Source organism: Streptomyces sp. NPDC056987, assembly GCF_042673865.1.
GTDB lineage: Bacteria > Actinomycetota > Actinomycetes > Streptomycetales > Streptomycetaceae > Streptomyces.
On the sequence record NZ_JBHURV010000002.1, the window covers coordinates 216626 to 240408 of the forward strand.

The 23783-nt window shown below is 71.7% G+C and carries 17 protein-coding genes and 2 pseudogenes; 8 read left to right on the forward strand and 11 right to left on the reverse strand.

Features of this window, described 5'->3' with window-relative positions; all coding sequences use genetic code 11:
- Nucleotides 1-41 precede the first annotated feature (41 nt).
- From ACFTZC_RS03315 to ACFTZC_RS03325, 3 genes are all read right to left on the reverse strand, one after another.
- Complete coding sequence (locus ACFTZC_RS03315; protein WP_382886372.1) at nucleotides 42-1409, reverse strand: DUF418 domain-containing protein; 1368 nt, start codon at nucleotides 1407-1409, stop codon at nucleotides 42-44.
- A 286-nt stretch (nucleotides 1410-1695) separates the two neighbouring features.
- The gene (locus ACFTZC_RS03320; RefSeq protein ID WP_382886374.1) at nucleotides 1696-5034 is read right to left on the reverse strand and encodes a tetratricopeptide repeat protein; all 3339 of its coding nucleotides are present in this window, start codon (nucleotides 5032-5034) and stop codon (nucleotides 1696-1698) included.
- A 58-nt stretch (nucleotides 5035-5092) separates the two neighbouring features.
- The gene (locus ACFTZC_RS03325) at nucleotides 5093-7693 is read right to left on the reverse strand and encodes a bifunctional FO biosynthesis protein CofGH (protein WP_382886375.1); all 2601 of its coding nucleotides are present in this window, start codon (nucleotides 7691-7693) and stop codon (nucleotides 5093-5095) included.
- A gap of 213 nt (nucleotides 7694-7906) precedes the next feature.
- Between ACFTZC_RS03325 and ACFTZC_RS03330 the strand changes: the two genes are divergently transcribed.
- From ACFTZC_RS03330 to ACFTZC_RS03345, 4 genes are all read left to right on the forward strand, one after another.
- Nucleotides 7907-8314, forward strand: coding sequence for a YciI family protein (locus ACFTZC_RS03330; protein WP_382886722.1), 408 nt, complete (start codon nucleotides 7907-7909; stop codon nucleotides 8312-8314).
- 8 nt (nucleotides 8315-8322) lie between these two features.
- Complete coding sequence (locus tag ACFTZC_RS03335; protein ID WP_382886723.1) at nucleotides 8323-9498, forward strand: RNA polymerase sigma factor; 1176 nt, start codon at nucleotides 8323-8325, stop codon at nucleotides 9496-9498.
- A gap of 180 nt (nucleotides 9499-9678) precedes the next feature.
- Entirely contained in the window at nucleotides 9679-10431 is a 753-nt protein-coding gene (locus tag ACFTZC_RS03340) for a tRNA-dependent cyclodipeptide synthase (RefSeq protein ID WP_382886377.1), read from the forward strand.
- A gap of 2 nt (nucleotides 10432-10433) precedes the next feature.
- A complete protein-coding gene (locus tag ACFTZC_RS03345) occupies nucleotides 10434-11678 on the forward strand; it encodes a cytochrome P450 (protein WP_382886379.1) in 1245 nt (414 codons plus the stop codon).
- Between the two features lie 295 nt (nucleotides 11679-11973).
- Here the strand turns inward: ACFTZC_RS03345 and ACFTZC_RS03350 are convergent, their stop codons facing one another.
- From ACFTZC_RS03350 to ACFTZC_RS03370, 5 genes and pseudogenes are all read right to left on the reverse strand, one after another.
- Nucleotides 11974-12966 carry a recombinase family protein gene (locus tag ACFTZC_RS03350; protein WP_382886380.1) on the reverse strand — a complete coding sequence of 331 codons (993 nt, stop codon included), beginning with the start codon at nucleotides 12964-12966 and terminating at the stop codon, nucleotides 11974-11976.
- A 407-nt stretch (nucleotides 12967-13373) separates the two neighbouring features.
- Nucleotides 13374-14084: pseudogene (locus ACFTZC_RS03355) on the reverse strand (alpha/beta fold hydrolase); the annotation flags it as partial.
- 96 nt (nucleotides 14085-14180) lie between these two features.
- Nucleotides 14181-15185, reverse strand: a complete 1005-nt coding sequence (locus ACFTZC_RS03360) for an NADP-dependent oxidoreductase (protein ID WP_382886381.1) — start codon at nucleotides 15183-15185, stop codon at nucleotides 14181-14183.
- 134 nt (nucleotides 15186-15319) lie between these two features.
- Nucleotides 15320-16375 (reverse strand): aldo/keto reductase, encoded by a 1056-nt coding sequence (locus ACFTZC_RS03365; protein WP_382886382.1) that lies wholly within the window; start codon nucleotides 16373-16375, stop codon nucleotides 15320-15322.
- Nucleotides 16376-16422: 47 nt separating this feature from the next.
- Complete coding sequence (locus ACFTZC_RS03370) at nucleotides 16423-17115, reverse strand: SDR family oxidoreductase (RefSeq protein ID WP_382886384.1); 693 nt, start codon at nucleotides 17113-17115, stop codon at nucleotides 16423-16425.
- A 113-nt stretch (nucleotides 17116-17228) separates the two neighbouring features.
- Between ACFTZC_RS03370 and ACFTZC_RS03375 the strand changes: the two genes are divergently transcribed.
- Nucleotides 17229-17789: a TetR/AcrR family transcriptional regulator gene (locus ACFTZC_RS03375; protein ID WP_382886385.1), complete on the forward strand. Its 561-nt coding sequence runs from the start codon at nucleotides 17229-17231 to the stop codon at nucleotides 17787-17789.
- Nucleotides 17790-17936: 147 nt separating this feature from the next.
- Here ACFTZC_RS03375 and ACFTZC_RS03380 read toward each other — a convergent pair.
- Nucleotides 17937-18458, reverse strand: a pseudogene (locus ACFTZC_RS03380) (Tn3 family transposase); the annotation flags it as partial.
- A gap of 370 nt (nucleotides 18459-18828) precedes the next feature.
- The gene (locus ACFTZC_RS03385; RefSeq protein ID WP_382886387.1) at nucleotides 18829-19287 is read right to left on the reverse strand and encodes an ATP-binding protein; all 459 of its coding nucleotides are present in this window, start codon (nucleotides 19285-19287) and stop codon (nucleotides 18829-18831) included.
- 232 nt (nucleotides 19288-19519) lie between these two features.
- On the opposite strand from ACFTZC_RS03385, the gene ACFTZC_RS03390 reads away from it, so the two are divergent.
- Genes ACFTZC_RS03390 through ACFTZC_RS03400 form a run of 3 tightly spaced genes read left to right on the forward strand, consistent with a single transcriptional unit; the run spans nucleotide 19520 to nucleotide 20818 of the window.
- Entirely contained in the window at nucleotides 19520-20371 is an 852-nt protein-coding gene (locus ACFTZC_RS03390; RefSeq protein ID WP_382886389.1) for a Scr1 family TA system antitoxin-like transcriptional regulator, read from the forward strand.
- 11 nt (nucleotides 20372-20382) lie between these two features.
- Entirely contained in the window at nucleotides 20383-20574 is a 192-nt protein-coding gene (locus ACFTZC_RS03395) for a DUF397 domain-containing protein (RefSeq protein ID WP_382886391.1), read from the forward strand.
- A complete protein-coding gene (locus ACFTZC_RS03400) occupies nucleotides 20567-20818 on the forward strand; it encodes a DUF397 domain-containing protein (RefSeq protein WP_382886392.1) in 252 nt (83 codons plus the stop codon). Before ACFTZC_RS03395 ends, ACFTZC_RS03400 begins: the two co-directional genes overlap by 8 nt.
- A gap of 77 nt (nucleotides 20819-20895) precedes the next feature.
- Here ACFTZC_RS03400 and ACFTZC_RS03405 read toward each other — a convergent pair whose 3' ends face one another.
- Nucleotides 20896-23748 carry an ADP-ribosyltransferase gene (locus ACFTZC_RS03405; RefSeq protein ID WP_382886394.1) on the reverse strand — a complete coding sequence of 951 codons (2853 nt, stop codon included), beginning with the start codon at nucleotides 23746-23748 and terminating at the stop codon, nucleotides 20896-20898.
- Between the last annotated feature and the right edge of the window lie 35 nt (nucleotides 23749-23783).

The window sequence follows — 23783 nt, forward strand, 5'->3', positions numbered from 1 at the left end:
CAGCACTGTAATCGAACGGGAACAGTGGGTTGAGGGCGCACTCAGCCGCGCAGTGCGGGCCGCTCCAGGTGCGTGACGGCGCGCAGCAGCCACTCGACCGGGCCCATCCGGAACCGCCGCGTCCACCAGGCGCTCCACACCACCTGGACGGCGAAGATCCCGACCGCGACGGCGATCACCGCGGCGTACGGCATCCGCCCGATGAGCCCGAGGCCCACCCCGGTGAAGATCAGACCGCAGAGCACCGACTGGCTCAGGTAGTTGGTGAGCGCCATACGGCCGGGGCGGGCCAGCGTCTCGGCGAGCCGGGCGCCGCGCGCGGTGCGGAAGAAGCGCAGCAGGGTGGCGACGTACGCGGCGGTCAGGCAGGGCGCGGTGACGAGGTGCGCGGCGGGCGCGAAGAGGTCCTCGGGGCCGGCGGCGGCGTACCAGAACGCGCCCGCCAGGCCGACCGGGAAGCCGATGAGCTGGATGAGCCGCAGCGTGCGCCGGTACGCGTCCGGGTCCGCGGCGGCGGTGTGGTCGAGCACGCGGTGCTTGCCGGCCGCCAGTCCGACGAGGAAGGCGGAGAAGGCCAGCGGGCCCTGGAAGAAGAAGATCAGCGGGAACGCGGTCGACAGCGAGGAGACCCGCTCGCCGAGCACCGACCCGAGCCCGCCGCGCATCGCCTCGGTGGCGGCGTGGCCGTCGGCCAGCATGGTGAGCCGCTCGGCGGGGGTCGCGGTCGCGGAGGCCTCGTCGATGAGGGCCACGAGGACGGCCAGGGCCAGGAAGGCGAGCGTGATCGCACCGGTGATGATCCCGGCCACCCACAGGGCGCGGCGCGGCGAGATGCCCCGCACGAGGAAGAGCAGCAGGCCGAGGAAGGCGTACGTCACCAGGATGTCGCCGTAGAAGAGCAGCGCCGCGTTGGCGACCCCGATCAGGAAGAGCCCGCCGAGCCGCCGCAGGAAGCGGGGACGGAAGGAGACCCCGCGTGCGGCGGCGGAGTTGAGCTGGAGCGTGAAGCTGTAGCCGAAGAGGAAGGAGAAGAGGAGGTAGAACTTCGACTCGAAGAGGAACTGGACCACGTTCGTGGCGAGATGGTCGTGCCACGCGGTCCTGGCCGGGTCGGCCACGTCGAGCAGGGTGTAACCGCTCGCGAAGAACGGGATGTTGACCATCAGGATGCCGAAGAGCGCGAAGCCGCGCAGCGCGTCGACATCCGCGAGGCGCGCGGTGGCGGGTTTGCCGGGCGCGGGCGCTCCGCCGGCCGCCCCACCGTCGGCGCGCGGGCCGGGCAGGTGTGTTCCGCCGGGCGCCCCACCGTCGGCCGCCCCAATGCCGACGGCCCCGGCGCCGGGAACCGGTATCCCGCCGAAGCGTGGACCTGGCGCGGGCGCCCCACCGCCGCTGGGCGCGCCAGGCACCGGCGGGCCCGGAGCCGGCGTTCCGCCGACGGCCCCAGCGCCGGTGGGCGGGCCGGGAGCGGGCGGGCCTGGCGCGGGCCCGCCGCCAACGGGCGGGCCGGGAGCGGGCGTTCCGTCGGCGGGCTCGGCGGGAAACGGTGCTGTCATGCCGTACAACGTTACGGAGGGCGGGCGCGGTGCCGCATCCGACGAAAGTAGGCGCGGCGGGTCTCTTCGGTCTTTCTCCTCCCCGGGGCCCGTCTCCGGGGCCCGTCTCCCGGGCCCGTCTCCCGGGCCCGTCCCCGGGTCACGCCCAGCGGGCGGCGAACGCGTCGCGTGCGGCGGCGGCGCGGGCGTGGCGGGGGGTGAGGCCGGCGGTGTCGATGCCGGGTGCGTGGAGCAGCTCTTCGAGGTCGCAGGCCATGTTCGCGAGGTCGTCCCACTCGTGTGCCATGTCGAACAGGGCGGTGAGCGCGCTGTCGAGCGCCGCCCAGTCCCCCCGTACGGCCCCGCTCAGCATCGCCCCGTACGCGGTCGTGTCGGCCGAGACGCCACCGGCCTCGCCGATCAGCCGCTCCAGCTCCCGCCAGACCGGGACCCCGGCCTCGGCGCCCTCGGCCACGGTCACCGTCATGGCCAGCTGGAGTGTGCCGTACACCGGCGCCTCGGCGCTGTGCCGCTCGGCCACCGCGCGCGCCTCGGCCCACTGTCCACTGCGGCGCAGTGCCTCGCAGCGGTCCACCGGGCTGCTTTCGCCGGGGTCGGTCATCCCGTCCATCAGGCGCAGCGCCTCCTCGGGCCGGCCCACGAGCAGGCAGATGGCCGCCGCCCTGCGCCGGGCGTGGTCCGCCTCCGGGTACAGCTCGGCGCACCGTACGAGATCGGCGTACGCCTGGTCCGGGCGGCCCGCGGCCTGGCCCGTCCTGCCCCGGCAGTAGTACGCCCACGAGTCGTCCGGATCGAGTTCCAGGGCCCGGTCCAGATCCGCGAAGGCGTCACCGTAGTGGCCCCGGACGTGATGGGCCCGGCCGCGCAGCGTGAGCGCCCAGATGTCGTCGGGCTGCCGGTCCAGCACCTCGGTGAGGTCGGCGAGCGCCTCCTCGTGCTGTCCCGCGTTCAGCCGGGCCTCGCCGCGCTCCCGCCGGATCCAGAGGGTGTCCGGGTCGGCCTCGACGGCCTGTTCCAGGTCGGCCAGCGCGCCGGCGGCGTCGTCGTGTTCCCGCCGCAGCCGGGCGCGGTGCGCCAGCGCCCAGGCGTACTCGGGGTCCAGTTCGATCGCCCGGTCGAGGTCGGCGCGCGCCTCGGCGTCCCGCCCCAGTTGATGGCGGACATGCCCCCGGCCGCCCAGCGCCGAGGCGTGTTCGGCGTCGAGCTCCAGGGCGCGGGTCAGCTCCCGTTCCGCGTCCTCGTCACGGTCGGCGAGCCGGTACCCCTCGCCGCGCTCGGAGGCGATCCACGCGTTGTCCGGGGCGAGTTCGACCGCGCGGTCCAGATCGGCGAAGGACCGGTCGGGCTCTTCCAGGTCGCGCAGCAGGCGGGCCCTGCGGACCAGGGCCCACAGGTACGCGTCGTCCAGCTCCAGGGCGCGGTCGAGATCGGCCAGGGCGGCCTCGTGCCGGCCCAGCGCGTGCTGGGCGACGCCCCGGGAGGCCAGCGCAAAGGCGTCGGTCGGGTCGAGCGCGAGGACGCGGTCCAGCAGGGCGACGGCCTCGTCGTCCCTGCCGACGATCCGCAGCGTCTCCCCGTACACCTCCAGGATCCAGACCGTGTCCGGGGAGAGTTCGTCGGCGCGGCGCAGATCGGCCAGGGCGGCCTCGTACGCCCCGTTCTCCTGGTGGGTGAGGCCGCGGCCGTAGTGTGCGAGGGGCGCCTCCGGGTCGAGCGCGAGGGCCCGGTCGTACTCGGCGAGGGCGGGTTCGTGCGAGCCCGCCTCGCGCAGTTCCCGGCCCCGTACGGTGTGCGCCGCCGCCCGGCCCGGGGTGTCGAGTCCCGGCCGGTCGAGCAGCACGCCGAGGGCCGCCCGTACGCCGCTCTCCTCGTCGTCGAGGGCGGCCACCAGCCGCCGTCCCCACTCCCGGGCCGCCTCGTTGCCGGTGTCCGTGCCGGCCTCCGCCAGCGCCTGGGCCGCGCGGCGGGCCGCAGCCGGGCTCTCGCGGCAGCCCTCGACGACGTCCCGCAGCGCGCCGGGGAGCGCGCCGCGGGGTCCCGCGCACAGCCGGTGGTACGTCTCCTCGAAGCGCAGCGCGCGCCATTCGGCGCTCTCCCAGACCTCGTCGGCGCGCAGCTCGCTCTCGGTCTCGGCGCGCCAGCGGGCGAAGCACGCGGCGAGCGCGGCCTGCCGCTCCCGCCAGCCGCGCGGGGATCGGGTGCGCTGGAGACGCAGCATGGGGGCACGCACCACGCCGTGGTAGGTGACCGCGCCGTCCTTGCGGATGGCGAAGGGCAGGGCCCGCAGCCAGTCGTACAGCCCCGCCGGGTCCTCGGCGACGACGGCCCCGAGGACGTCCTCGGTGACGACCGCGCGGAAGACGTCCTCGTCCAGCCGGCGCGGCAGGGCGCAGGCGAGGGCCGCGGCGCGCCGTACGGGGTCCTGCTCCCACTTGAGGAAGCGTTCGACGGCGCTGGCGCTGGGGTCACCCACGTCGCCCGGGTCGTCGGGCTGGTTCTCCGCGAGGGTGGAGACGAGGACGGGCAAGCCGCCGGAGAGCCTGAGCACCTCCTCGACGACGGACTCGTCGGTGACCCGCTTCGCCGCGAGGAGCGTGCGCGCCTCCCCTTCGGTGAAGGGGGCGAGCGGCAGGTCCGTCGCGAAGCCCCCGTAACCGCCCCAGACCTCGGTGTCGAGGGGGCGCTGGCCGGCGAGCGTCACGACGACGCGGGCCGGGAAGTCCCCGTACCGCCCGGCCTTGATCAGGTCGCGCAGCCAGGTGTCCAGGAAGGGTGCGGTGCGTTCGTACGTGTCGAAGAAGAGCGCGATCCAGGGGATGTCGCGGGAGATCCCGGTGAGTTCGGTGACCAGGACGGGGGTGAGCACCTGGTCCGGCTTGAGGACGAGCTGGACGTCCTCCTGGTCGCGGAAGCGGGCGCTGAGCGTGGCCCGCAGCCGGTCGGCGCCCGCCGCGAGCTGCTGGGTGTCGACGGCGTCGGCGAACGCCCCGACGACCGGGACCATCCGCAGCCCGATCACCCCGGCGGTGGCGGCGGCGGTCGCCCCGGCGGACGCGGCGGGAGGCACCCCTCCCACGGCACCGGGGCCCGCCTGAGCGGCGCTCGACACGGCCTCGGCCTCGTGCCGCCGCTGCCGGTAGGTGGCGAGCTGCCGGTCGAGCTGCTTGAGCGGATGCCCCTGCCGGTCGAGCTGTTCGGCGATCGCGGCCAGCGCCTCGGGGACACTGCTGACGGACTCGTCCACGTACGCCGTCAGCGCGCCGCACTCCCGGGCGGCCCGCTCCAGCTCCCGTACGAGGGAGGTCTTGCCGACGCCCGCGTTGCCGTGGACGTGGAAGAGGTAGCGGTGCCGCTCGTCCTCGGGCGGGTAGCCGAAGTTGTCGCGGTACGCGGACAGTTCGGCGCTGCGGCCGATGAACCTGCGGCGCCGCGCGATCAGTTCGGCCATCGACGGCTGATGCGCCCGCGCCTCTGCCACGTACGTACTCCCCCGATCACGCGCTCCCGCGCTGTCCCGCTCTTCGGCTCCCCGGCCCTCAGTCTGCCAGCAGAGGCAGCAACTCCGGCAGGTGTCCGTCCGACGCGGCCGCCGCTTCGACCCGCTCCGCCGGGACCTCCCCGTACAGCGTCGTCCGCGGCTTCGCCGGGCGGCCCGCCGCCTCCGCGATGGCGACCAGGTCCCGCACGGAGCGGTACGAGCCGTAACTGGAGCCTGCCATACGGGAGATGGTCTCCTCCATCAAGGTCCCGCCCAGGTCGTTGGCGCCGGAGCGCAGCATCTCCGCCGCGCCTTCCGTGCCGAGCTTCACCCAACTGGTCTGGATGTTGGGGATGTACGGGTGCAGCAGCAGCCGCGCCATCGCGATCACGGCCCGGTTGTCCCGGTCGGTGGGCCCGGGGCGGGCGATGCCGGCCAGGTAGACCGGGGCGTTGGTGTGGATGAAGGGCAGCGTCACGAACTCGGTGAACCCGCCGGTCTCCCGCTGGATGCGGGCGAGCGTACGGAAGTGGCCCAGCCAGTGGCGGGGCTGGTCGACATGTCCGTACATCATCGTGGAGCTGGAGCGGATGCCCAGTTCGTGGGCGGTCGTGACGACCTCGATCCAGGTGGCCGTGGGCAGCTTGCCCTTGGTGAGGACCCAGCGGACCTCGTCGTCGAGGATCTCCGCCGCCGTGCCGGGGATCGAGTCGAGTCCGGCCTCCTTGGCGGTCGTCAGCCACTCCCGGATCGAAAGGCCGGTCCGGGAGGCGCCGTTGACGACCTCCATCGGGGAGAAGGCGTGGACGTGCATACCGGGGACGCGCTCCTTCACCGCGCGCGCGATGTCGAAGTAGGCGGTGCCGGGCAGGTCGGGGTGGATGCCGCCCTGCATGCAGACCTCGGTGGCGCCGACCTCCCACGCCTGCTGCGCGCGGTCCGCGACCTGGTCGAGGGAGAGGGTGTACGCGTCGGCGTCCGTACGGCGCTGGGCGAAGGCGCAGAAGCGGCAGCCGGTGTAGCAGACGTTGGTGAAGTTGATGTTGCGGGTGACGATGTACGTGACGTCGTCGCCGACGGTGTCGCGGCGCACCGCGTCGGCGATCCGGGTGAGCGCGTCGAGGGCCGGCCCGTCGGCGTGGAGCAGGGCGAGGGCCTGGTCGTCGGTGAGCTTCACCGGATCGTCGGCGGCCTGCGCGAGGGCCTCCCGTACGTCGGTGTCGATACGGGAGGGCACCATGCCGGGGGCGGCGGCCTCGCGCAGCGCCTCCCAGTCCCCGTACACCTCGTCGAAGTCGTCGCGCCGGTCGGCGGTGCGGCCCTCGGTGTCGATGGTGCGGTGCAGATCGGTGCGGCCGGTGGCGGTGAAGCCCTCGTCCGGTTCCTGCCAGGGCAGCCCGGCCGGGGTGACGTCCTCGCGGGCGAGCCCGGTCTCCGGGTCGGCGAGGGCCCGTACGTGCGGCAGCAGCCGGGGGTCGAGCCAGGGCTCGCCGCGCTGGATGAACTCCGGGTAGATGGTGAGGCGTTCCCGCAGCTCGAAGCCGGACTCGGCGGTGCGCGCGGCGAGTTCGTCGATGTGCGGCCAGGGGCGCTCGGGGTTGACGTGGTCGGGGGTGAGCGGCGAGACCCCGCCCCAGTCGTCGATGCCCGCGCCGATGAGCAGGGCGTACTCCGCGTCCACGAGGTTGGGCGGCGCCTGGATGCGGGCGGCGGGGCCGAGGATGTGCCGGGCGACGGCGATGGTCGCGGCCAGCTCCTCCAGCTCGGCGTCGGGCATGCCGCGCATGGCGGTGTCGGGCTTGGCGCGGAAGTTCTGGACGATGACTTCCTGGAGGCCCTGGTAGGCCCGCTGGATCCGGCGCAGCTCGAAGAGGGCGTCGGCGCGCTCCTCGTACGACTCGCCGATGCCGATCAGCACACCGGTCGTGAACGGCACGTTGGAGCGGCCGGCGTCCTCCAGGACCCGCAGCCGGACGGCGGGCTCCTTGTCGGGCGAGCCGTGGTGCGGGCCGCCGGGCTCGGACCACAGCCGGGTGGCGGTGGTCTCCAGCATCATGCCCATGCTCGGCGCGACGGGCTTGAGCCGCTGGAGGTCGGTCCAGGACAGCGCCCCGGGGTTGAGGTGGGGCAGCAGCCCGGTCTCCTCCAGGACGCGGATCGCCATGGCGCGTACGTAGGCGAGCGTGTCGTCGTACCCCTCCGCCGCCAGCCACTCCCGCGCCTCGGGCCACCGGTCCTCGGGCCGGTCGCCGAGGGTGAACAGGGCTTCCTTGCACCCCATCGCGGCGCCCTCGCGGGCGATCGACAGGACCTCGTCGGGCGAGAGGAACATGCCGTGCCCGGCGCGGCGGAGCTTGCCGGGGACGGTGACGAAGGTGCAGTAGTGGCACTTGTCGCGGCAGAGGCGGGTGAGCGGGATGAAGACCTTCCGGGAGTACGTGATGACCTCGGCCCGCCCGACGGCCGCCAGCCCGGCGTCCCGCACCCGCGCGGCGGACCCGGCCAGCTCGGTGAGGTCCGCCCCGCGCGCCTGGAGCAGCACGGCGGCCTCGGCGACGTCGAGCGCGACACCGTCCCGGGCCCGTTTGAGGGCGCGGCGCATGCCGTTGGCGGTCGGCTGTCCGGTCTCGGGGCCCTGCGGTGCGCTGCTGGTTGTCATAGGTCCGAGGATACGAGCGCGCGCGTGGATCTTGGATGTGTGCCAAGTGGTGGCAAATGTCTCTCCGCGAGCGGGAAGGTTCGGCCTCCGAGGCGGAGGGCTCGGCCAGGAGAATCAAAAAAGATGGGCCGGGCATGTCGAGAACCCGTGGCCCGCTCCGTCCCAGGGGTGGACGCGGCCACAATGGGCCGCACCAGCACCGAGGAGAACACCATGGCCAAGTACCTGCTGCTCAAGCACTACCGCGGCGCCCCGGCCCCGGCCAACGACGTGCCCATGGACCGGTGGACGCCGGAGGAGATCACGGCCCACGTGCGGTACATGCAGGACTTCGCGGCCCGGCTGGAGGGGACCGGCGAGTTCGTCGACGGTCAGGCGCTCGCCCCCGAGGGGACGTGGGTGCGGTACGACGGGGAGGGCCGCCCGCCGGTCACCGACGGCCCGTTCGCCGAGACCAAGGACCTCATCGCCGGCTGGATGGTGATCGACGTCGACAGTTACGAGCGCGCCGTCGAGCTGGCCGGGGAGCTGTCGGCCGCCCCCGGCGCGGGCGGGGAGCCGATCCACGAGTGGCTCGAACTGCGTCCGTTCCTGACCGAGCCGCCCACCGTCACGGAGTGACCTCCCCGGTGAACGAGGTCCTGCTCCGGAGCCTCACCCCGAGCGTGCTCGGGATCCTCGTCCGCCGCGGAGCCGACTTCGCGGCGGCCGAGGACGCCGTACAGGACGCGCTGGTCGAGGCGGTCCGCGTCTGGCCGGCCGACCCTCCGCGCGATCCGAAGGGGTGGCTGGTCACCGTGGCCTGGCGCCGGTTCCTCGACGCGACCCGGGCGGACGCCGCCCGCCGCCGGCGTGAGGACCTCGTCGACGAGGAACCGGAGCCGGGCCCCGCGTCCCCGGTGGACGACACGCTCCAGCTCTACTTCCTGTGCGCCCACCCGTCGCTGACCCAGGCGTCCGCGGTCGCCCTCACCCTGCGCGCCGTCGGCGGGCTCACCACCCGCCAGATCGCCCGCGCCTACCTGGTGCCCGAGGCGACCATGGCGCAACGCATCAGCCGGGCCAAGCGCACCGTCTCCGGGATACGGTTCGACCGGCCCGGCGACGTCGCCACCGTGCTGCGCGTCCTCTACCTCGTCTTCAACGAGGGCTACTCCGGCGATGTCGACCTCGCCGCCGAGGCCATCCGGCTCACCCGGCAGCTCGCCGCCGTCATCGACCATCCCGAGGTGGCGGGGCTGCTCGCCCTCATGCTGCTCCACCACGCCCGGCGCGCCGCCAGGACCGCGCCCGACGGGAGCCTGGTGCCGCTGGCCGAGCAGGACCGGGGCCGGTGGGACACCGCCGCGATCGCCGAGGGCATCGGGATCCTTCAGACGGCTCTCGCCCGGGACCGGCTGGGCGAGTTCCAGGCCCAGGCAGCCATCGCGGCCCTCCACGCCGACGCGCCCACCGCCGGGGAGACCGACTGGGTGCAGATCGTCGAGTGGTACGACGAACTCGTCCGCCTGACCGACAGCCCGGTCGTCCGGCTCAACCGCGCGGTGGCCGTCGGCGAGGCCGACGGACCGCGCGCGGGTCTGGCGGCGCTCGCGGCACTGGACGACGCCGCCCTGCGTTCCCCCGGCAGCGGACACCCCCTGCCCCGCCGCACCGCCGTGGCGGCGTACCTCCACGAGCGCGACGGCGACCTGGAGACGGCGGCGCGGCTGTACGCCGACGCCGCCCACCAGGCCACCAACCTCGCCGAACGCGACCACCTGACCCGCCAGGCCGCCCGGCTCAACGCCCGCCGGGAGCGCTGACGGGCCGGACCGTAAGGCCGCCACGCCAGCCAAAGTTGACGAGTACACGCCACATCTCGCACGTTTGATCAGCGTCGGCCACTCATTCGAATGGAGTCTCCCGGCGGAAGCTGTCGCGCGCCCACCGCGCCGAACACACTGCCACGTGTCCGCACTTTTCCTGACGTACGGGAGAAACCCATGCACGAGATCGCCGGACGAAGGATCCCGCCTGAATTCACCATCGAGCCGTACACCGACCACTGCCGGGAGATCTGCGAACGGGGCGAGCACGCGCTGATCGGAGTCAGCCCGGGGAACGGGTACTTCAACGAGCAGCGGCTCACCGCCCTGCTGCGGTGGGCCAGTTCGGTCTTCGACGAGGTGGACCCCGTCATCCCGGACGCGTCGCTCACCCACACGTACCGCGCGCTGGGCTGGGACCCCGAGCGCGTGCGGACGAGCACGCAGCGCGAGACCCGGCGGCTGCGGCGGCGTATCGCGCGGGCCTGGGTGGCCGCCGAGGTGCCCGCGTACCGGCACCGGGTGCGCGTGCTCTCGGAGTTCACCGAGCACCCCGCGTACCGCTCGCTGCTCCGCCGCATCGAGCAGGTGGTGGCGGAGAAGCCCCGCGTACGGAACGTGTTCCGCCAGGCGAGCGGGCTCGCCCTCGCCTCGCACCTGAAGGGCGTCGAGCCCAGCGAGCGGCAACTGGAGGTCGGCATGGGCTATCTGATCGCGGAGCTGCCCGTGTGCGCGGACACGCCGGCCATCCTCGGCGTGCCCTCCTCCGTCCACATCTACCACCACATGATCCCCACCATGCCGCTGATGTTCGAGGAGCTGTTCGCCTCGCCCGGCCAGGCGTTCGCGGTGGTACGGCCCGCCGACGCGGCCCCTCCGCCCGCCCCGGCGCCGGGCGTCACGCTCCCGCGACCCCGCACGGGAGGCTGACCATGGACACGGAACTGCCGCCCCTCGACTTCCCGTTCGGGGACTGGAGCGACACGATCTCCCCGGTGTACACCCTGCTGCGGGACACCCCGCAACCCGCCACCCGGGTCAGGACGGTCACCGGCGATCACGCCTGGCTCGTCACCCGGTACGACGTGGCCCGCGCCCTCCTCGGCGATCCCCGGCTGAGCCTCTCCGCCGCCCTGCGACCAGGCGCCCCGCGCCAGGAGCCCATCGCCCCGCGCGCCGAGGGCACCCGGGGCGACATCATGGCCACCCTCCGCGAGACCGGGCTGCGCTCGGTGATGAGCGACGCGCTCGGCCCGCGCGCGGTACGCCGCTACCACGCCTGGACCCGCCGGCAGGCCACGGCGCTGATCGACGGCCTCGTCCGGACGGGGCCGCCCGCCGACCTGTACACCGGGCTGGCGGTCCCGCTGCCCTACCTGGTGGCCTGCCAGGTCCTCCTCGGCGAGCTGGACGAGGAGGAGAAGGTCCTGCTCAACGAGGCCTGCGACACCGTCCTGACCTGGGGCGGCCCCGGCACGGAGGCGATGACGGCGGCGATCGCCCGCATGTACGACTTCTTCCTGCGGCGACTCCCCGGCCTGGTCGCCACCCCGGGTGACCATCTGCTCAGACAACTCGCCGAGGCCGAGATCCCGGCCGGGCGCGTCGGAGCGGGCGGCCGGCTGAGCGATTCCGAACTCGCCCAGGTCGCCAACGTGTTCCTCATCGCGGGATACCGCACCTCTGCCAGTTTCCTCGCCAACGCCCTGGTGACCCTGGCCCGTTGCCCCGACATCGTCACGGCCGTACGGGTCGACCCCGGACTGGTCCCGGCCACGGTGGAGGAACTGCTGCGCAGAACACCGATGGCCACCGGCGGTGCCAAGCGGCTCGCCACGCGTGACGTGGAGATCGAGGGCCTGACCATCAAGGCCGGGGAGTGCGTCCTGTTCTCCCTCGAATCCGCCAACCACGACCCCGTGGCCTTCCCGGACCCCGACCGCTTCGACCCCGGCCGCTTCTCCACCGACCGGCAGCACTGCCCGCACCTCGGCTTCGGCTACGGCAAGCACCACTGCCCGGGCAACCGGCTGGCCCGGATGCAGATCGCCGCCGTACTGGAAGCCCTGACCGCCCCCGGCACCCCCACCCTGCGCCTCGCCGGGCCGGACGCGGAGGTGCCCTGGCGGCCCGATGTCGCCTTCCGCATCCCGGAGGCCATCCCCGTGACCTGGTGACGTGACGTCCGCCCGGGCGCGCACCCCTCAACGCGGGCCGGGCGTGCCAGGCGTCCCGTACACCGGCAGGCCATCCGTGGCCAGAACCAGGGAGAACGGCGCGGGCAGGCGGATCTCCTCGCCGTACTTGCCCCGCACCGTGTCCTGATGTCCCGGGCCTTCTCGGACCGGTAGTTGACTTCGACCGCGAGCCCTACGTCCCGTGGGTCCGCGAGCCAGTTGTCGTCGTCGGCCCTGTTCTCCCGAAGCTGCAGCGAAGCGACAAGTAGCTCTCTGTAATCAGAGTGACGCTCGGTCAGGGAGAGCGAGGCGGGCTCCGGGGACTTCGCCGGCCTGGAGGGCGGCGAAGTCGGCGTGGGCCTGCTCGACGGCTTCGGGGTACGCCTCGCGCTGGGCGTGTTCGGCGAGCGCCCGATAGATGCTTGCGACGGAGGGGCTCTGCCCCTTGCGCTTGCCGGTGGGGATGATCAGGTCGGGCCTGGATCTGCTCGACGGACTCGCCGCCTGCGCGGCGCCGCAGCACGGTGTGGAGCATGTCGTCGGTGATGACCGGTGGCCGACCGCCGTGCTTGCCCTTGCGGGCCGCCGTGTCGAGCCCTTCGAGGGTGGACTCGCAGTTGGTTTCCCGCTCGGTCTCCGCCATCGCGGCGAAGAAGCCGAACAGCAGCTTGCCGGGGCCGGTGGGGTCGTAGATGCCGGGCAGCGGTCCGGCGAGCATCTCCAGCACCAGGCCGTGCTCGGTCAGATGGTCCGCCAGCGCGGTGAGCTCGGCTGCATCACGCCCCAGCCCCTTCATCTCGTACACCGTGAACAGGACCCGGCAGTGCGGCGCGTGCGCCTTGATCTCCCACGCGGTCTTCAACGCCGCCTCGAACTGGGGGCGGACCTTGATCCGGGTGCTGATTTTCTCGCTGAAGATCTTGTCCCGGGGGATGCCGTGCTTGGCGAGCGCGTCCAGCTGCGAGTCGAGCTCCTGCCCGAGCGTCGAGCAGCGGGCGTAACCGATAAGGATATCCGCGCTCGGCACGCCCGGGTCGACGGCCACGGGCACCGGAGCCCCGGGCCGCCACGGCTGCCCTGGTCCGCGGTCGGCCGGCGTCTGCACCCGCAGCTCCTTCGCGAGCATGGGCACCTTGGTGAAGCGACCGGTGTGATACGCGCTGGCGACCGCGCCGGAGCGCGAGCGGCACGGCGAGCCGGGAGCCGCCTTGCACTTCGGGCACGGGTGGCGTTCGACGAGATCGGCTTGTGACCCGGCGGGCGGGGAAGGCTCTTGAGGGTCCGCCATGACACCAGGTTTTCGCACAACTCACGTCGCAGAACCCCGTTCCTGCCACTTCTGAGCAAGAACGGCTTCTGCGACCCGATCGGCTCCTCGGCGGTCTCCGTCCGGCCCTGTTCGATCCTGCTCGGGCAAAGCCCCCCCGTTTGTGAGAAACCGGGGTGTGGTGAGTTACGAGGCGGGTCCGCTGCCGGCGCCTCCCGCGCATCGGTGAATCTCACGGGGCCGCGCGGATCGGTGTCGGGCCCCGGCCTGGCTATGATTCCAGGAACCCGAGCGCCAGTGCTACGAACTCGTCGTGGTACTGAAAGATGCCCCCGTGTCCGGCGTCGGGGTAGAGGGGGACGAGTTCGCCCCGGGCAGCCGCGCGGCCAGGTCGAGTGTGTTTCGCTCGGCACCATCCGGTCGCTCTCGCCGTTGGCCACCAGGACCGGCTGCTGGATGCGCGACAGGTCCTGCGGTGCCGTGCGGCCCCAGCGTTTGATGGCCTTCAGCTGGGCGCGGAACGACGGCACCGAGATCGCCTTGTCGCGGTTGTCCGTGGGCTCCTTCAGCCGCGCCAGAAACTCGCGCGCCGCCCGTTGGCCGCCTTCGGTCTGGGTGAAGAAGAGGTAGTGCTTCGGGTCCTTGCGCCGCAGCGTCGCCTTGAGTACGTCCTGGAGGGTGAGGGGCGTGACCTTGTCGATGCCGGGTCCGCCGACGGGGCCGGTGCCCGCGAGGATGAGTTTGCGTACGAGGTCGGGTTTCTCTGCCGCGATGACCTGGGCGATGAAGCCGCCCATCGACATTCCGAGCAGGTCGACCTGGTCGAACCCGAGGGCCCGGATGAACAGCACGGTGTCGCGGGCCATCGCCTCGACGGTGTCGGGTGTGGAGCCGCCGGACGCGCCGACGCCGCGGTTGTCATAGGTGATCACGCGGCGTCGGGCGGCCAGTCCGTCGACGCCCCGTGGATCCCAGTTGTCCAGGACCGCGGACAGGTGGTTGAGGAGGATCAGCGGTACGCCGTCGTCCGGGCCGAGCTGCCGGTAGGCGAAGTTGACGCCCTGCACGGACACGGAGCGGGTCGGCACGTTCTTGTACGACGACGGAGTGGGTGTGGCTGAGCTGGACAATGTGCTCATGGCCGGGTCCCTGGTGTGTGGTGGGGGACGGGGGGCGGGGGTTGGGCTTCTCGGTGTGACGGGTTGCCTCGGCGTCCGTTTGGGCTGTGCCCGCGCTCACATCATGGAGACGACGACTTTTCCAGCTTTCGCCTGGCCCTTCTCGACGTACTCCATGGCCTGGAGGGTTTCTTCGAACGGGAAGACGCGGTCGACGATGGGACGGATCTTCCCGGTGTCGATGAAGGGACTGAGTTCGCGCAGTTGGTCGCCGCTGGCCTTCATGAACAGGAACGAGTACGTCACACCGTGGCGCTTGGCGTTGCGCCGGGTTCTGAAGCTGAGGGCGGTCATGGCCAGGCGGAGGATTGGATTCGCGCCCAGTTCGCGGGCGAAGGCCGGGTCGGGCGGGCCCGCGACGCTGATGGCCGTGCCGCCGGGCTTGAGTACGCGCAGGGATTTGACGAGGGTCTCGCCGCCGAGGCTGTCGAGGACGACGTCGTAGCCGTCGAGGACCTCTTCGAAGTCCTGGGTGCGGTAGTCGACGACGACGTCCGCGCCGAGGTCCCTGGCCAGGTCGACCTTGGCGGTACTCACGGTGGTGGCGACGTGTGCGCCGAGCGCCTTCACCAGTTGGACGGCGATGGAGCCGAGGCCGCCGGCGCCCGCGTGGATGAGGACCTTCTGTCCCGGCTGCACGCGGGCCCGCTCGACCAGTGCCTGCCATGCGGTGAGGGCGACCAGGGGGAGGGAGGCGGCCTCGGTCATGGTGAGCGTGGCCGGTTTGGGTGCCAGGTCATCCTGGCGGACAGCGATGAGTTCGGCGAAGGTACCGATGCGGTCCTTGTCAGGCCGGGCGTAGACCTCGTCGCCCACCGAGAAGCGGGTGACGGACGGGCCGACCCGGACGACCGTCCCGGCGAGGTCGTTGCCCAGAATGAGCGGGAGACGGTAGGGCATGAACGCCTTGAAGTCTCCGTTGCGGATCCTGAGGTCCAGCGGGTTGACGCCCGCCGCGTGGATCTTGACCAGGACATCGTCGGCACCTACCTGGGGGGCGGGGATTTCGGCGGCGCGCATCCCGGCCTGGTCGCCGTACTTCTCGACCATGAAAGCCTTCATCGTCGTCTCCGTTCCGTTCCCGTCCGTGGAAGGTCGGGGTCTCCGCTCGCCCAGGCTTCTCCCAGTACGAACTGGTTTGTGTTGTCTTTCTGGGTGCGGCGCGGGCGCACCGCGTCCTCAGACGCGTTCACCCATCAGGCCACCGGCACGACCGGGGCGGTGACGTGGTCGGCGGCGCCTCCCTGGAGGCGGTCCAGGGAGGCGGCGATCCCCTCATGGGGCACGCCGAGCGGCACCGCGCTGACCTCGGCGAGGCGGGTGTAGTGCTCGTCGGTCAGCTGGACATCGAGGGCGCCGAGGTAGCTGTCGAGCTGGGAGAGACTGCGCGGGCCGATGATCGGGACGAGCGTGGCCACGGAACGGGCGGCGCGCTCGCGCACCCACGCCACCGCCACCTGGGCGGGCGTCACGCCGCTCTCCTCGGCGATCGCCAGGACGGTGTCGACAACGGCGGTCTTCTGGCCGGTGCTCTCGGTGTGGATGACCATGCCCAGGTCGCTCAGGCGCCCCTCGGCGGAGCCGCGGTATTTGCCGGTGAGCAGTCCGCCACCGAGCGGGGACCACAGGGCTGCGCCGAGCCCGAGGCTCTCGGCCATGGGCAGGAGCTCACGGTCGGCGGTGCGCTCGACGAGGCTGTACTCGTGCTGGATGCCCACGATCGGGGCCCAGTTCTTCAGGTCCGCGAGGGTTACCGCGCGCGAGACGCGCCAGGCGGGGAAGTTGGACAGCGCGGCGTGGTGGATCTTGCCGGCGCTCACCAGGTCGTCGAGTCCGCGAAGGAGTTCCTCCATCGGCGTGAGCTCGTCGGGGAAGTGCACCCACAGCAGGTCGATGTAGTCGGTCCCCAGGCGCTTCAGGCTGGCCTCGACTGAGGCGACCATGTTCTTGCGGCTGTTGCCGGTCTTGGAGATGTCCGGCTGCGGGGCGGCACCGAGGGTGAACTTCGTGGCCAGGACGAAGTGGTCGCGGTCGGCGGAGATCAGCTTTCCGGTCAGTTCCTCCGACTCGCCGAACTGGTAGCCGTCCGCGCTGTCGAGAAAGGTGCCGCCGGCCTCGGCGAACCGGTCGAAGATCCGCCGGGCCTCGTCGGGCTCGGCGCCTGCGCCCCAGCCGGTGCCGAAGTTCGCGGTGCCGAGCGCGTACTCGGAGACGCGCAGTCCGGTCCGGTGGCCGAAGGTCGTGTAGCGCATGAGATGTCCTTGTCTGAGGGGTGTGGAGGTGGTCGCGCCGGGGGGCGTCAGCCTGCGTTCGACTGGGGTGCCGCGGACAGGCTCTGCTTGACGTACCGGCTGGCCTCGTCCGCGAGGATCTCGGGCAGGTCAGTCTCGATGCCGTGCAGGGCCTGGGCCGCGACGTCGGCGGCGGCGACCTTCTGGTCGGCGGGCACGCCGGCGGCCATGTCGGTGTCCATGTAGCCGACGTGCAGCGCCGATACGGTGATCCCGCGCGGTGCCAATTCCTCACGGGTCGCGTCGCTCAGCGCCCAGGCGGCGGCCTTGGACGCGGCGTAGGAGCCGAGTCCTGCCGGGTGGAACCAGGACAGGGCGGACAGGATGTTGAGCACGGCGCCGCCGCCGTTGCCCTCGATCACGGGGGCGAAGGCGCGGGTCGCGGCGAGCGGGCCGAAGAAGTTGGTCTCCATCTCCAGGCGCACCTCGGCCAGGTCGCCTCCGATCAGCGCCGCGCCGGTGGAGATGCCCGCGTTATTGATCAGCAGTGTCGCGTCGGACGCCACGCGGGCGGCCTCCTGCACCGACGTCTCGTCCGTGACGTCCAGCCGCAGCGGGATGACGCCCGGCACGTCGACCGTCTCGGGCCGCCGGGCCGCCGCGTACACCTTCGCGCCACGCTCGACGAGCTGGGCAGCCAGATGCCGTCCGAGCCCCCGGTTGGCGCCGGTGACCACCGCGACCGCGTCCTTCAGTTCCATGCCCACTCCCAGCGTTACAGCCGTCGGCGACCGACGGCCAAATTAGATTACATCCGCAATCTAAGCACTGGTCTAGGATAGATGCCAGTCGACATCCAATCGGGAGGTGGTCCATGGGCCGCGCATCACAGGCGCAGGCAGAGGAGAACCGCCGGCGGGTCGTGGAAACCGCGTCTCGCCTGTTCCGGGAACAGGGAACTCACGCCAGCGTCGCCGACATCATGAAGGCGGCCGGACTGACCCACGGCGGCTTCTACAAGCAGTTCGCCTCCAAAGAGGCGCTCATCGACGAAGCCACCGCCCACGCCTTCAACGAACTCACCCGGCATCATGAGGACGAATTCGAGCAGCACGGCGGACAGCGCGCCGCCGCCCAGCGGGCAACGATCGACGCCTACCTCTCCCCTGGACACCGCGACAGCCCGGCGGACGGGTGTCCCGTCGCCGCACTCGTCACCGACATGGCGCGCGAGGGTGAAGGCCAGGAAGCCCGCCGGATCTACACCGAAGGCGTGGGCGACTTCGCCGAGTGGCTCACAACTGAGAACCAGGACGGCATCACCCGGCTGTGCACCATGCTCGGTGCACTCGTCCTGGCCCGGGCCACCAATGGCTCCCCGCTCTCCGAGGAGATCCTCACCACCGCGCGCGCGGTGTTGACGGCATCCGGCTGATCCGTTCCACGGTCCGCCCCGCACAACCGGATGGCGCGGCAATGCACCCCACCGGATCCAGCCCTCCGGGCGACCTCGGAGGTACCGGCTTTCAGGTTGCCGACCTGGCCGAGCCGCCCGCCGCCGACCGGGCGGTTCCCGTCTCGTTCATGTCCCGCTCGAACCGGCCGTAGGGATCACGTGGGTCCAGAACAGTGGGGACAGGGCCCGCCGGTCGGCGTCGGCGAGGTGGTCGCAGATGGACGCCGTACGCACTGCCCGCCCGAGTTCCTCGATCGCGCGGTAGGTGGGGCGCTTGGGCCCGCTGCAGGTGAAGCGGCGTAGGACCTGCTCGGCCTCGGCGGTGCCCAGACGTAGGGCGGTGGTGTATTTGACGATCTGGTCATACTGCTAACGGATCAGCTCCCGGTCGATCGTCTTGGTCGACAGCACCGGCGCCAGGTGCGGCCACTTCTCGTCCTGACCGGCCGCCGGCCGGTACAGCCGCGCCGGACCGACGTTCTTCAGCCGGGGCAGCAGGTTGCAGCCGAGCATGTGGGCGAAGGCGAATCCGACGATGGAAGCGCCGTGCGTGTCGGTGTACTGCCGGTCGATCTCCACGTCCGTGCAGTGCCGCAGCACGCCCTCGATCATCGCGGCGACCTCGGAGACCGAGCAGTACTTGAGCTGGCTGTAGACGCAGAGCTACTTGTCACTTCGCCGTAGCTTCGGGAGAACCGGGCCTCGTCCCACGCCTCGGGCAGGACGATCAGGTCCGGCGTCGCGTAGTCGTCAGGATCGTCGGGCATGGCCACGGAGGAGACCTCGTAGACAGCGAGCCCCTCCGGCACGGCGGGATCCAGTCGCGCATGCAGACGCCTGATGACACCCGTGTGCTTCCCGCACGGAGTCGGGGTCCCGGCGACCTCGCCCAGGCCCACCGGGCGCGGACGCGACGACGGCACGACAGACATGGCTGGGGGCGTCCATCCCTGAGACTCCGGTTCTGCGGTGTCTCCGCCGTACCGCCACGCGTGATCCTTGACCTCGGACGTCACCATCACCACTCGTCGCTCTTCCGTACACACTCCACCCACAGCAGCTTTCCGCGGTGCCCGGACCGCTCACCGCCGAGGTGGTACGCCCCCCAGTTGTCGGCGTAAAGCTGTACGAGCCATAACCCGCGCCCGCACTCGGGCAGGCCTTCGCCGGCGGGCGCGGCCGCGGCGGGCACGAGGAGTTCGCCGTTGAACGGCGGCGGAATCTCGGGACTGCTGTCCCAGACCCCGACCCGGAGCCGGTGCGGATCCAGGGCACGGATACGCAGGGCGTACGGGCCCGGCGCGTGCCGGTACGCATTGGTGACCAGCTCGCTCGCCAGCAGCTCCGCCGTGTGGGCGAGTCCGTGCATCCGGTGCGCCCGGACCACGTTGCGGAGGGTGCCCCGGGCAATTCCGGGGGCCCGGGGATCGTGCGGGAGTTGGAGCGTGTAGGCCCAGTGCGGGGATACGGTTTGCACGGAAGTCTCCGATCGCGGAGGTGATTTGCCCAGATATGGGGGTGGCATGCTGCGGTGCCCGGTGACCAGGTCGCTCCGTCGAGCGGGGCGCTTCCAGGCGGTGGCCTCCCCCGGAGGCTAGACCGAGAAAAAGGAATACTTGATAGCGTTCCAAGTAATACTCCCGAATCTCACCCGTGTGAGTGATGCCCCGTCCCTGTGCGTCCGTAGGTCCCGAAAGGCGAGTTGAGCAATGGCATCCAAGCCCGACCCCACGGCTCGGCGGGTACGCCTGGGCGTTGAGCTGCGGAGGCTCCGGGAGCACGCCCGGCTGACGTCGACAGCCGCCGCCGAGCTCCTCGGTACGCGGCCGGGGCAGATCAGCAATATCGAGACGGCCCGGTTCGGGGTCGGCGGCGAACGGGTCCGCGCGATGGCCCTTGCCTACGGCTGTCCGGACGAGCCCTTCATCTCGGCGCTGGTCGACATGGCGCAGGACCGGACACGCGGCTGGTGGGAGGAGTACCGGGGCATACTGCCCGCCGGGCTCCTCGATCTCTCGGAGTTCGAGCACCACGCCACCGGATTCCGCACGGTGCACACCTCACACATCCCTGGCCTGTTGCAGACCAGAGAACACGCACGCGAGATCTACCGTCAGGCCGTACCGTCGTTCACTCCACCGGACATGGAGCACCGCATCTCGCACCGGATCAAGCGCCAGGCCGTCCTGTACCGGGACGCCCCCGCGCCGTACCGGGCGATCATCCACGAGGCCGCCCTGCGCATGCGGTTCGGCGGCCCCGACGTGACACGGGCACAGCTGCACCAGCTCCTCGCACTGGGCGAGCTGCCGCATGTCACGATCCGAGTCATCCCCTTCGCACGCGGATCATTCCCCGGCTCAGGACAGACCGCGTACTACGGATACGGGCCCGTGCCTCCGCTGGACACCGTGCAACTCGACCAGGCCCATGGCGTGGCGTTCATCGACGCGGAGGCACAGCTGAACCAGTACCGGCTGCTCTTCGAGCGGCTGGACTCCGTGGCGCTGGCGGAACCGGCGTCCCGGGACTTCATCCACGAGATCGCCAAGAGCCTGTGAAAGGGGAAACCGTGGCGGAGTCCGCCTGGCAGAAGTCGTCGTACTGCGCTCAAGGCGAGGCTTGTCTGAGCGTCGCCGTGACGTCCGGCCGCGCGATACAGCTCACCGAGAGCAGCGACCCTTCTCATTCCATACTGACGACCGACCCGGCCACCTGGGCCGGCTTCCTCCGCTCACTCAAGGAGTCCGATCACCATGGCTGACGTACCCGCCGGTCTCGAATGGGTCCGCGCCACCGCCGAGGGCGACGACGGCCCCGGGCCGTGGATCGAGGTGGCCGCCGGGGCCGGGGATCTCATTCATCTCCGGGAGACCAGCGACCCCGACAACATCGTCACCACGACGCAGGTGAAGTGGGACGCGTTCGTGAAGGGCGTCATGGCCGGCGAGTTCGACCACTTCGCGGAGCTGGGCGAGAACGACGGCCCGGCCGGCTCCCCCGCCTGAACGACGGACGCCACCCGCCCCGCGCGGACGCGGACGGGCCGACCGGCCCGTCCGGCCCGCCCGCGCGGGGTCCGCCGTCAGCCCGTCTGGGTCACCTTGATGACCTTGACTTCCTTGCCGTTGATGATGCGCGTCTCCTGGCTCGTCATCGTGAACTTCCCGTCGCGCGGGATGAGGACCTCCGACTCCTTGCCCCGGTAGCGGGACAGCGGGTCGATGTTGCGCCCGTTGCTCGTCTCGATTTCGAGCAGCACGTTCTCGCCCCCGACACCCCCTCCGCTGGCCCGCCCCAGGGCGGACTCCGCCTTGGCGAGGTCCGTCGACGTACTCAGGTACTCGGGGAAGTTGACCTCGCCACCGCCGGTCAGCTGCTGGATGATGCTGTCCGGCATGAACGTGCCCCGGTAGACGGTGAGATCGGGCACCGGCGGAAGGTGGCTCAGCGCCTCGTCCATCAACTGCACCTTGGCATCAGGGTTCTTGAACGATCCGCGCGCGGTCCCGGTCCGCAGGTAGCCGTTGAGGTCGGCGGCCCAACTGCCGGTGTAGTCGGCGATGACGAGCGCGTCCTGGGCGGTGAAGTTCTCGGTCAGAGGATTCTTCTTGGCGATGTCCTCGACCGCCTGCGACCACTCCTTGCGCCCGGCCGCTCCCGGCTTGTAGTCGGGGATGTCGTCCAGGGCGTGCAGGGGGTCCTGCATCGGACGGTTGTCCTTGTCGCTCCCGGCCTCGTCGAGCTGATCGCTGGTCTTGTCCTGCTCCTTGTCGGTGTCCGTGGTGTCTTTGTTGCACTCATTGCCGAAGGCCGCCTTGGCGGCATCTTCGGCCTCTTGGTACGTGTCGTAACCGGGGACCGCGGAACTGCCCATCTGCTTGGCGGCGGCAGCCGCCTGCTCCAGCATCGACTTGGTGGCCTGCGTGTCGAGGCCGGGCTTGGCACCGGTCGCCAGGATGAGATGACCGGTGGATCCGACGTACACGGTGGGGAAGCCGGCAGCGCTGGGGGCGTTGTCGCAGTCGTTCTTGGGCTTCTCCTCGGGCTCGTCGTCAGGATCGTCGTCCGGCTCGTCCGGAGGCTCGGAGGGCTCCGACGAGGAACCACCGGACGAGGATCCACCGCTGCTCGTTCCGCCGCTGGCGCCACCGCTGGCCCCGCCACTCGCTCCACCACTGGCCCCACCACTGGCCCCACCACTGGCCCCGCCACTCGCTCCACCACTGGCCCCACCGGAACTGGAGCCGCCAGTCGCGCCACCGCTGGCTCCCCCGGAACTGGAACCGCCGCTCGCACCGCCACTGGCTCCACCGCTGGCTCCCCCGGAGCTGGAACCGCCAGTCGCGCCACCGCTCGCACCACCGGAACTGGAACCGCCGCTGGCCCCGCCACTGGCTCCGCCGGAACTGGAACCGCCGCTCGCGCCGCCACTGGCTCCACCGCTCGCACCACCACTGGCCCCGCCGGAACTGGAACCGCCAGTCGCACCGCCGCTGTCCCCACCGCTCGCACCACCACTGGCACCGCCCGAGCTGGAACCACCGCTCGTGCCACCACTGGCACCGCCCGAGCTGGAACCACCGCTCGTGCCACCACTCGCGCCGCCCGAGCTCGAACCGCCAGTCGCGCCGCCGCTGTCCCCACCGCTCGCGCCGCCGCTCGCGCCGCCCGAATCGGAGCCGCCGGTGGCACCGCCGGAGTCCGAACCACCGGTCGCCCCGCCGCTCGCGCCGCCGCTGTCGGAGCCGCCGTCCGTCCCTCCGCTGTTCCCGCCGTTGTTCCCTCCGCTGCTCCCCCCGGACGTACCGCCGACCGCACCGCCGACGGCGCCCCCACTGTCGTCGTCACCACCGGTACTGCCGCCGTTGTTCCCGCCGCTGTCGCCACCCGTCGAGCCGCCGGACGAGGGGCCGCCACTGTTCGTGCCTCCGACCGCGCCCCCCGTGGAGCCGCCCGACCCCGAGCCGCCGGAGCCGCTGCCTCCCGAACCTGTCCCGCCGGAGCTGGCACCCCCGGAGTCACCCCCGGAATCGCCCCCGGAGTCACCGCCATTCGCGCCACCGCTCGCGCCGCCGTCCGCGCCGCCGGAGCCCGAGGCGCCCCCGGTGTCACCGCCACCATTGGCCGTACCGCCGGTGCTCTTCCCGCCGTTGTCCTCGCCGCCGGTCGAGCCACCCGTGGCGCCGCCACTGGCGCCCCCGGTGGTTCCGCCCGTCGTACCACCCGTCGTACCGCCCGACGTACCGCCGCTGGTGCCGCCCGTCGTACCGCCCGACGCATCGCACGACTCGCCGACGAGGTCGCAGACCGCCTCCTGGAGTCCGCCGGTCAAGCGGCTGGAGATACCCCCGGTGACCATCGCCAGGATGATCACCGAGACGACCACGATCATCCCCAGGTACTCCACGGCCGTCTGGGCCCGGTCACCCCGCCGGAAGAGCACACGCGTGATCGAGAACCGGGAGAACAGCTCCCGGAGGCTCTTCGCGGGAAGCGGCACCCCCAGCCAGGTACGGCTCCCCGGCCGGGTCAGGAACGCCAGGATCGCCAGTGGCAGTACCAGTTGGGTGAGGCCCCGTACCGAGCCACTCGCGATGTTGAACAGGCCGCCGCAGACCAGCCACACCTGTACGGCGACCAGGCCGCCCCAGACGCGGTTGGCTCCCTCGCGGAGACGCCAGGTGAGCACCCAGGCCAACACCCCCGGAGCCGCCGCGTACAGGGCGAGGAAGAAGAGCGTCGGGGTCATCAGCCCCGTGGACGCCGCCTCGCCGACCAGCCCCAGCCCGCCCACGGCCGTGAGCCCGAAGAGCACGTGCAGCAGAACGCGCGCGGCGCGGAGAGGCGGCGGAAGATCACGCTTCCCCTGATCGCGGGTGAACCGCGCGTGGATTCCGGTGTGCGACTGGAGACCGAGCCCGGACAAGTGACTCACCCAACTTTTATGTAAGTGAATTGACTTGCACTCAC

Excerpts from the sequence above, each read along its gene's own strand:
- ACFTZC_RS03325 (WP_382886375.1), bottom strand. The coding sequence starts at position 7,693 with ATGACAACCAGCAGCGCACCGCAGGGCCCCGAGACCGGACAGCCGACC.
- ACFTZC_RS03330 (WP_382886722.1), top strand. The coding sequence starts at position 7,907 with ATGGCCAAGTACCTGCTGCTCAAGCACTACCGCGGCGCCCCGGCCCCG.
- ACFTZC_RS03340 (WP_382886377.1), top strand. The coding sequence starts at position 9,679 with ATGCACGAGATCGCCGGACGAAGGATCCCGCCTGAATTCACCATCGAG.
- ACFTZC_RS03345 (WP_382886379.1), top strand. The coding sequence starts at position 10,434 with ATGGACACGGAACTGCCGCCCCTCGACTTCCCGTTCGGGGACTGGAGC.
- ACFTZC_RS03350 (WP_382886380.1), bottom strand. The coding sequence starts at position 12,966 with ATGGCGGACCCTCAAGAGCCTTCCCCGCCCGCCGGGTCACAAGCCGAT.
- ACFTZC_RS03360 (WP_382886381.1), bottom strand. The coding sequence starts at position 15,185 with ATGAAGGCTTTCATGGTCGAGAAGTACGGCGACCAGGCCGGGATGCGC.
- ACFTZC_RS03365 (WP_382886382.1), bottom strand. The coding sequence starts at position 16,375 with ATGCGCTACACGACCTTCGGCCACCGGACCGGACTGCGCGTCTCCGAG.
- ACFTZC_RS03370 (WP_382886384.1), bottom strand. The coding sequence starts at position 17,115 with ATGGAACTGAAGGACGCGGTCGCGGTGGTCACCGGCGCCAACCGGGGG.
- ACFTZC_RS03375 (WP_382886385.1), top strand. The coding sequence starts at position 17,229 with ATGGGCCGCGCATCACAGGCGCAGGCAGAGGAGAACCGCCGGCGGGTC.
- ACFTZC_RS03390 (WP_382886389.1), top strand. The coding sequence starts at position 19,520 with ATGGCATCCAAGCCCGACCCCACGGCTCGGCGGGTACGCCTGGGCGTT.
- ACFTZC_RS03400 (WP_382886392.1), top strand. The coding sequence starts at position 20,567 with ATGGCTGACGTACCCGCCGGTCTCGAATGGGTCCGCGCCACCGCCGAG.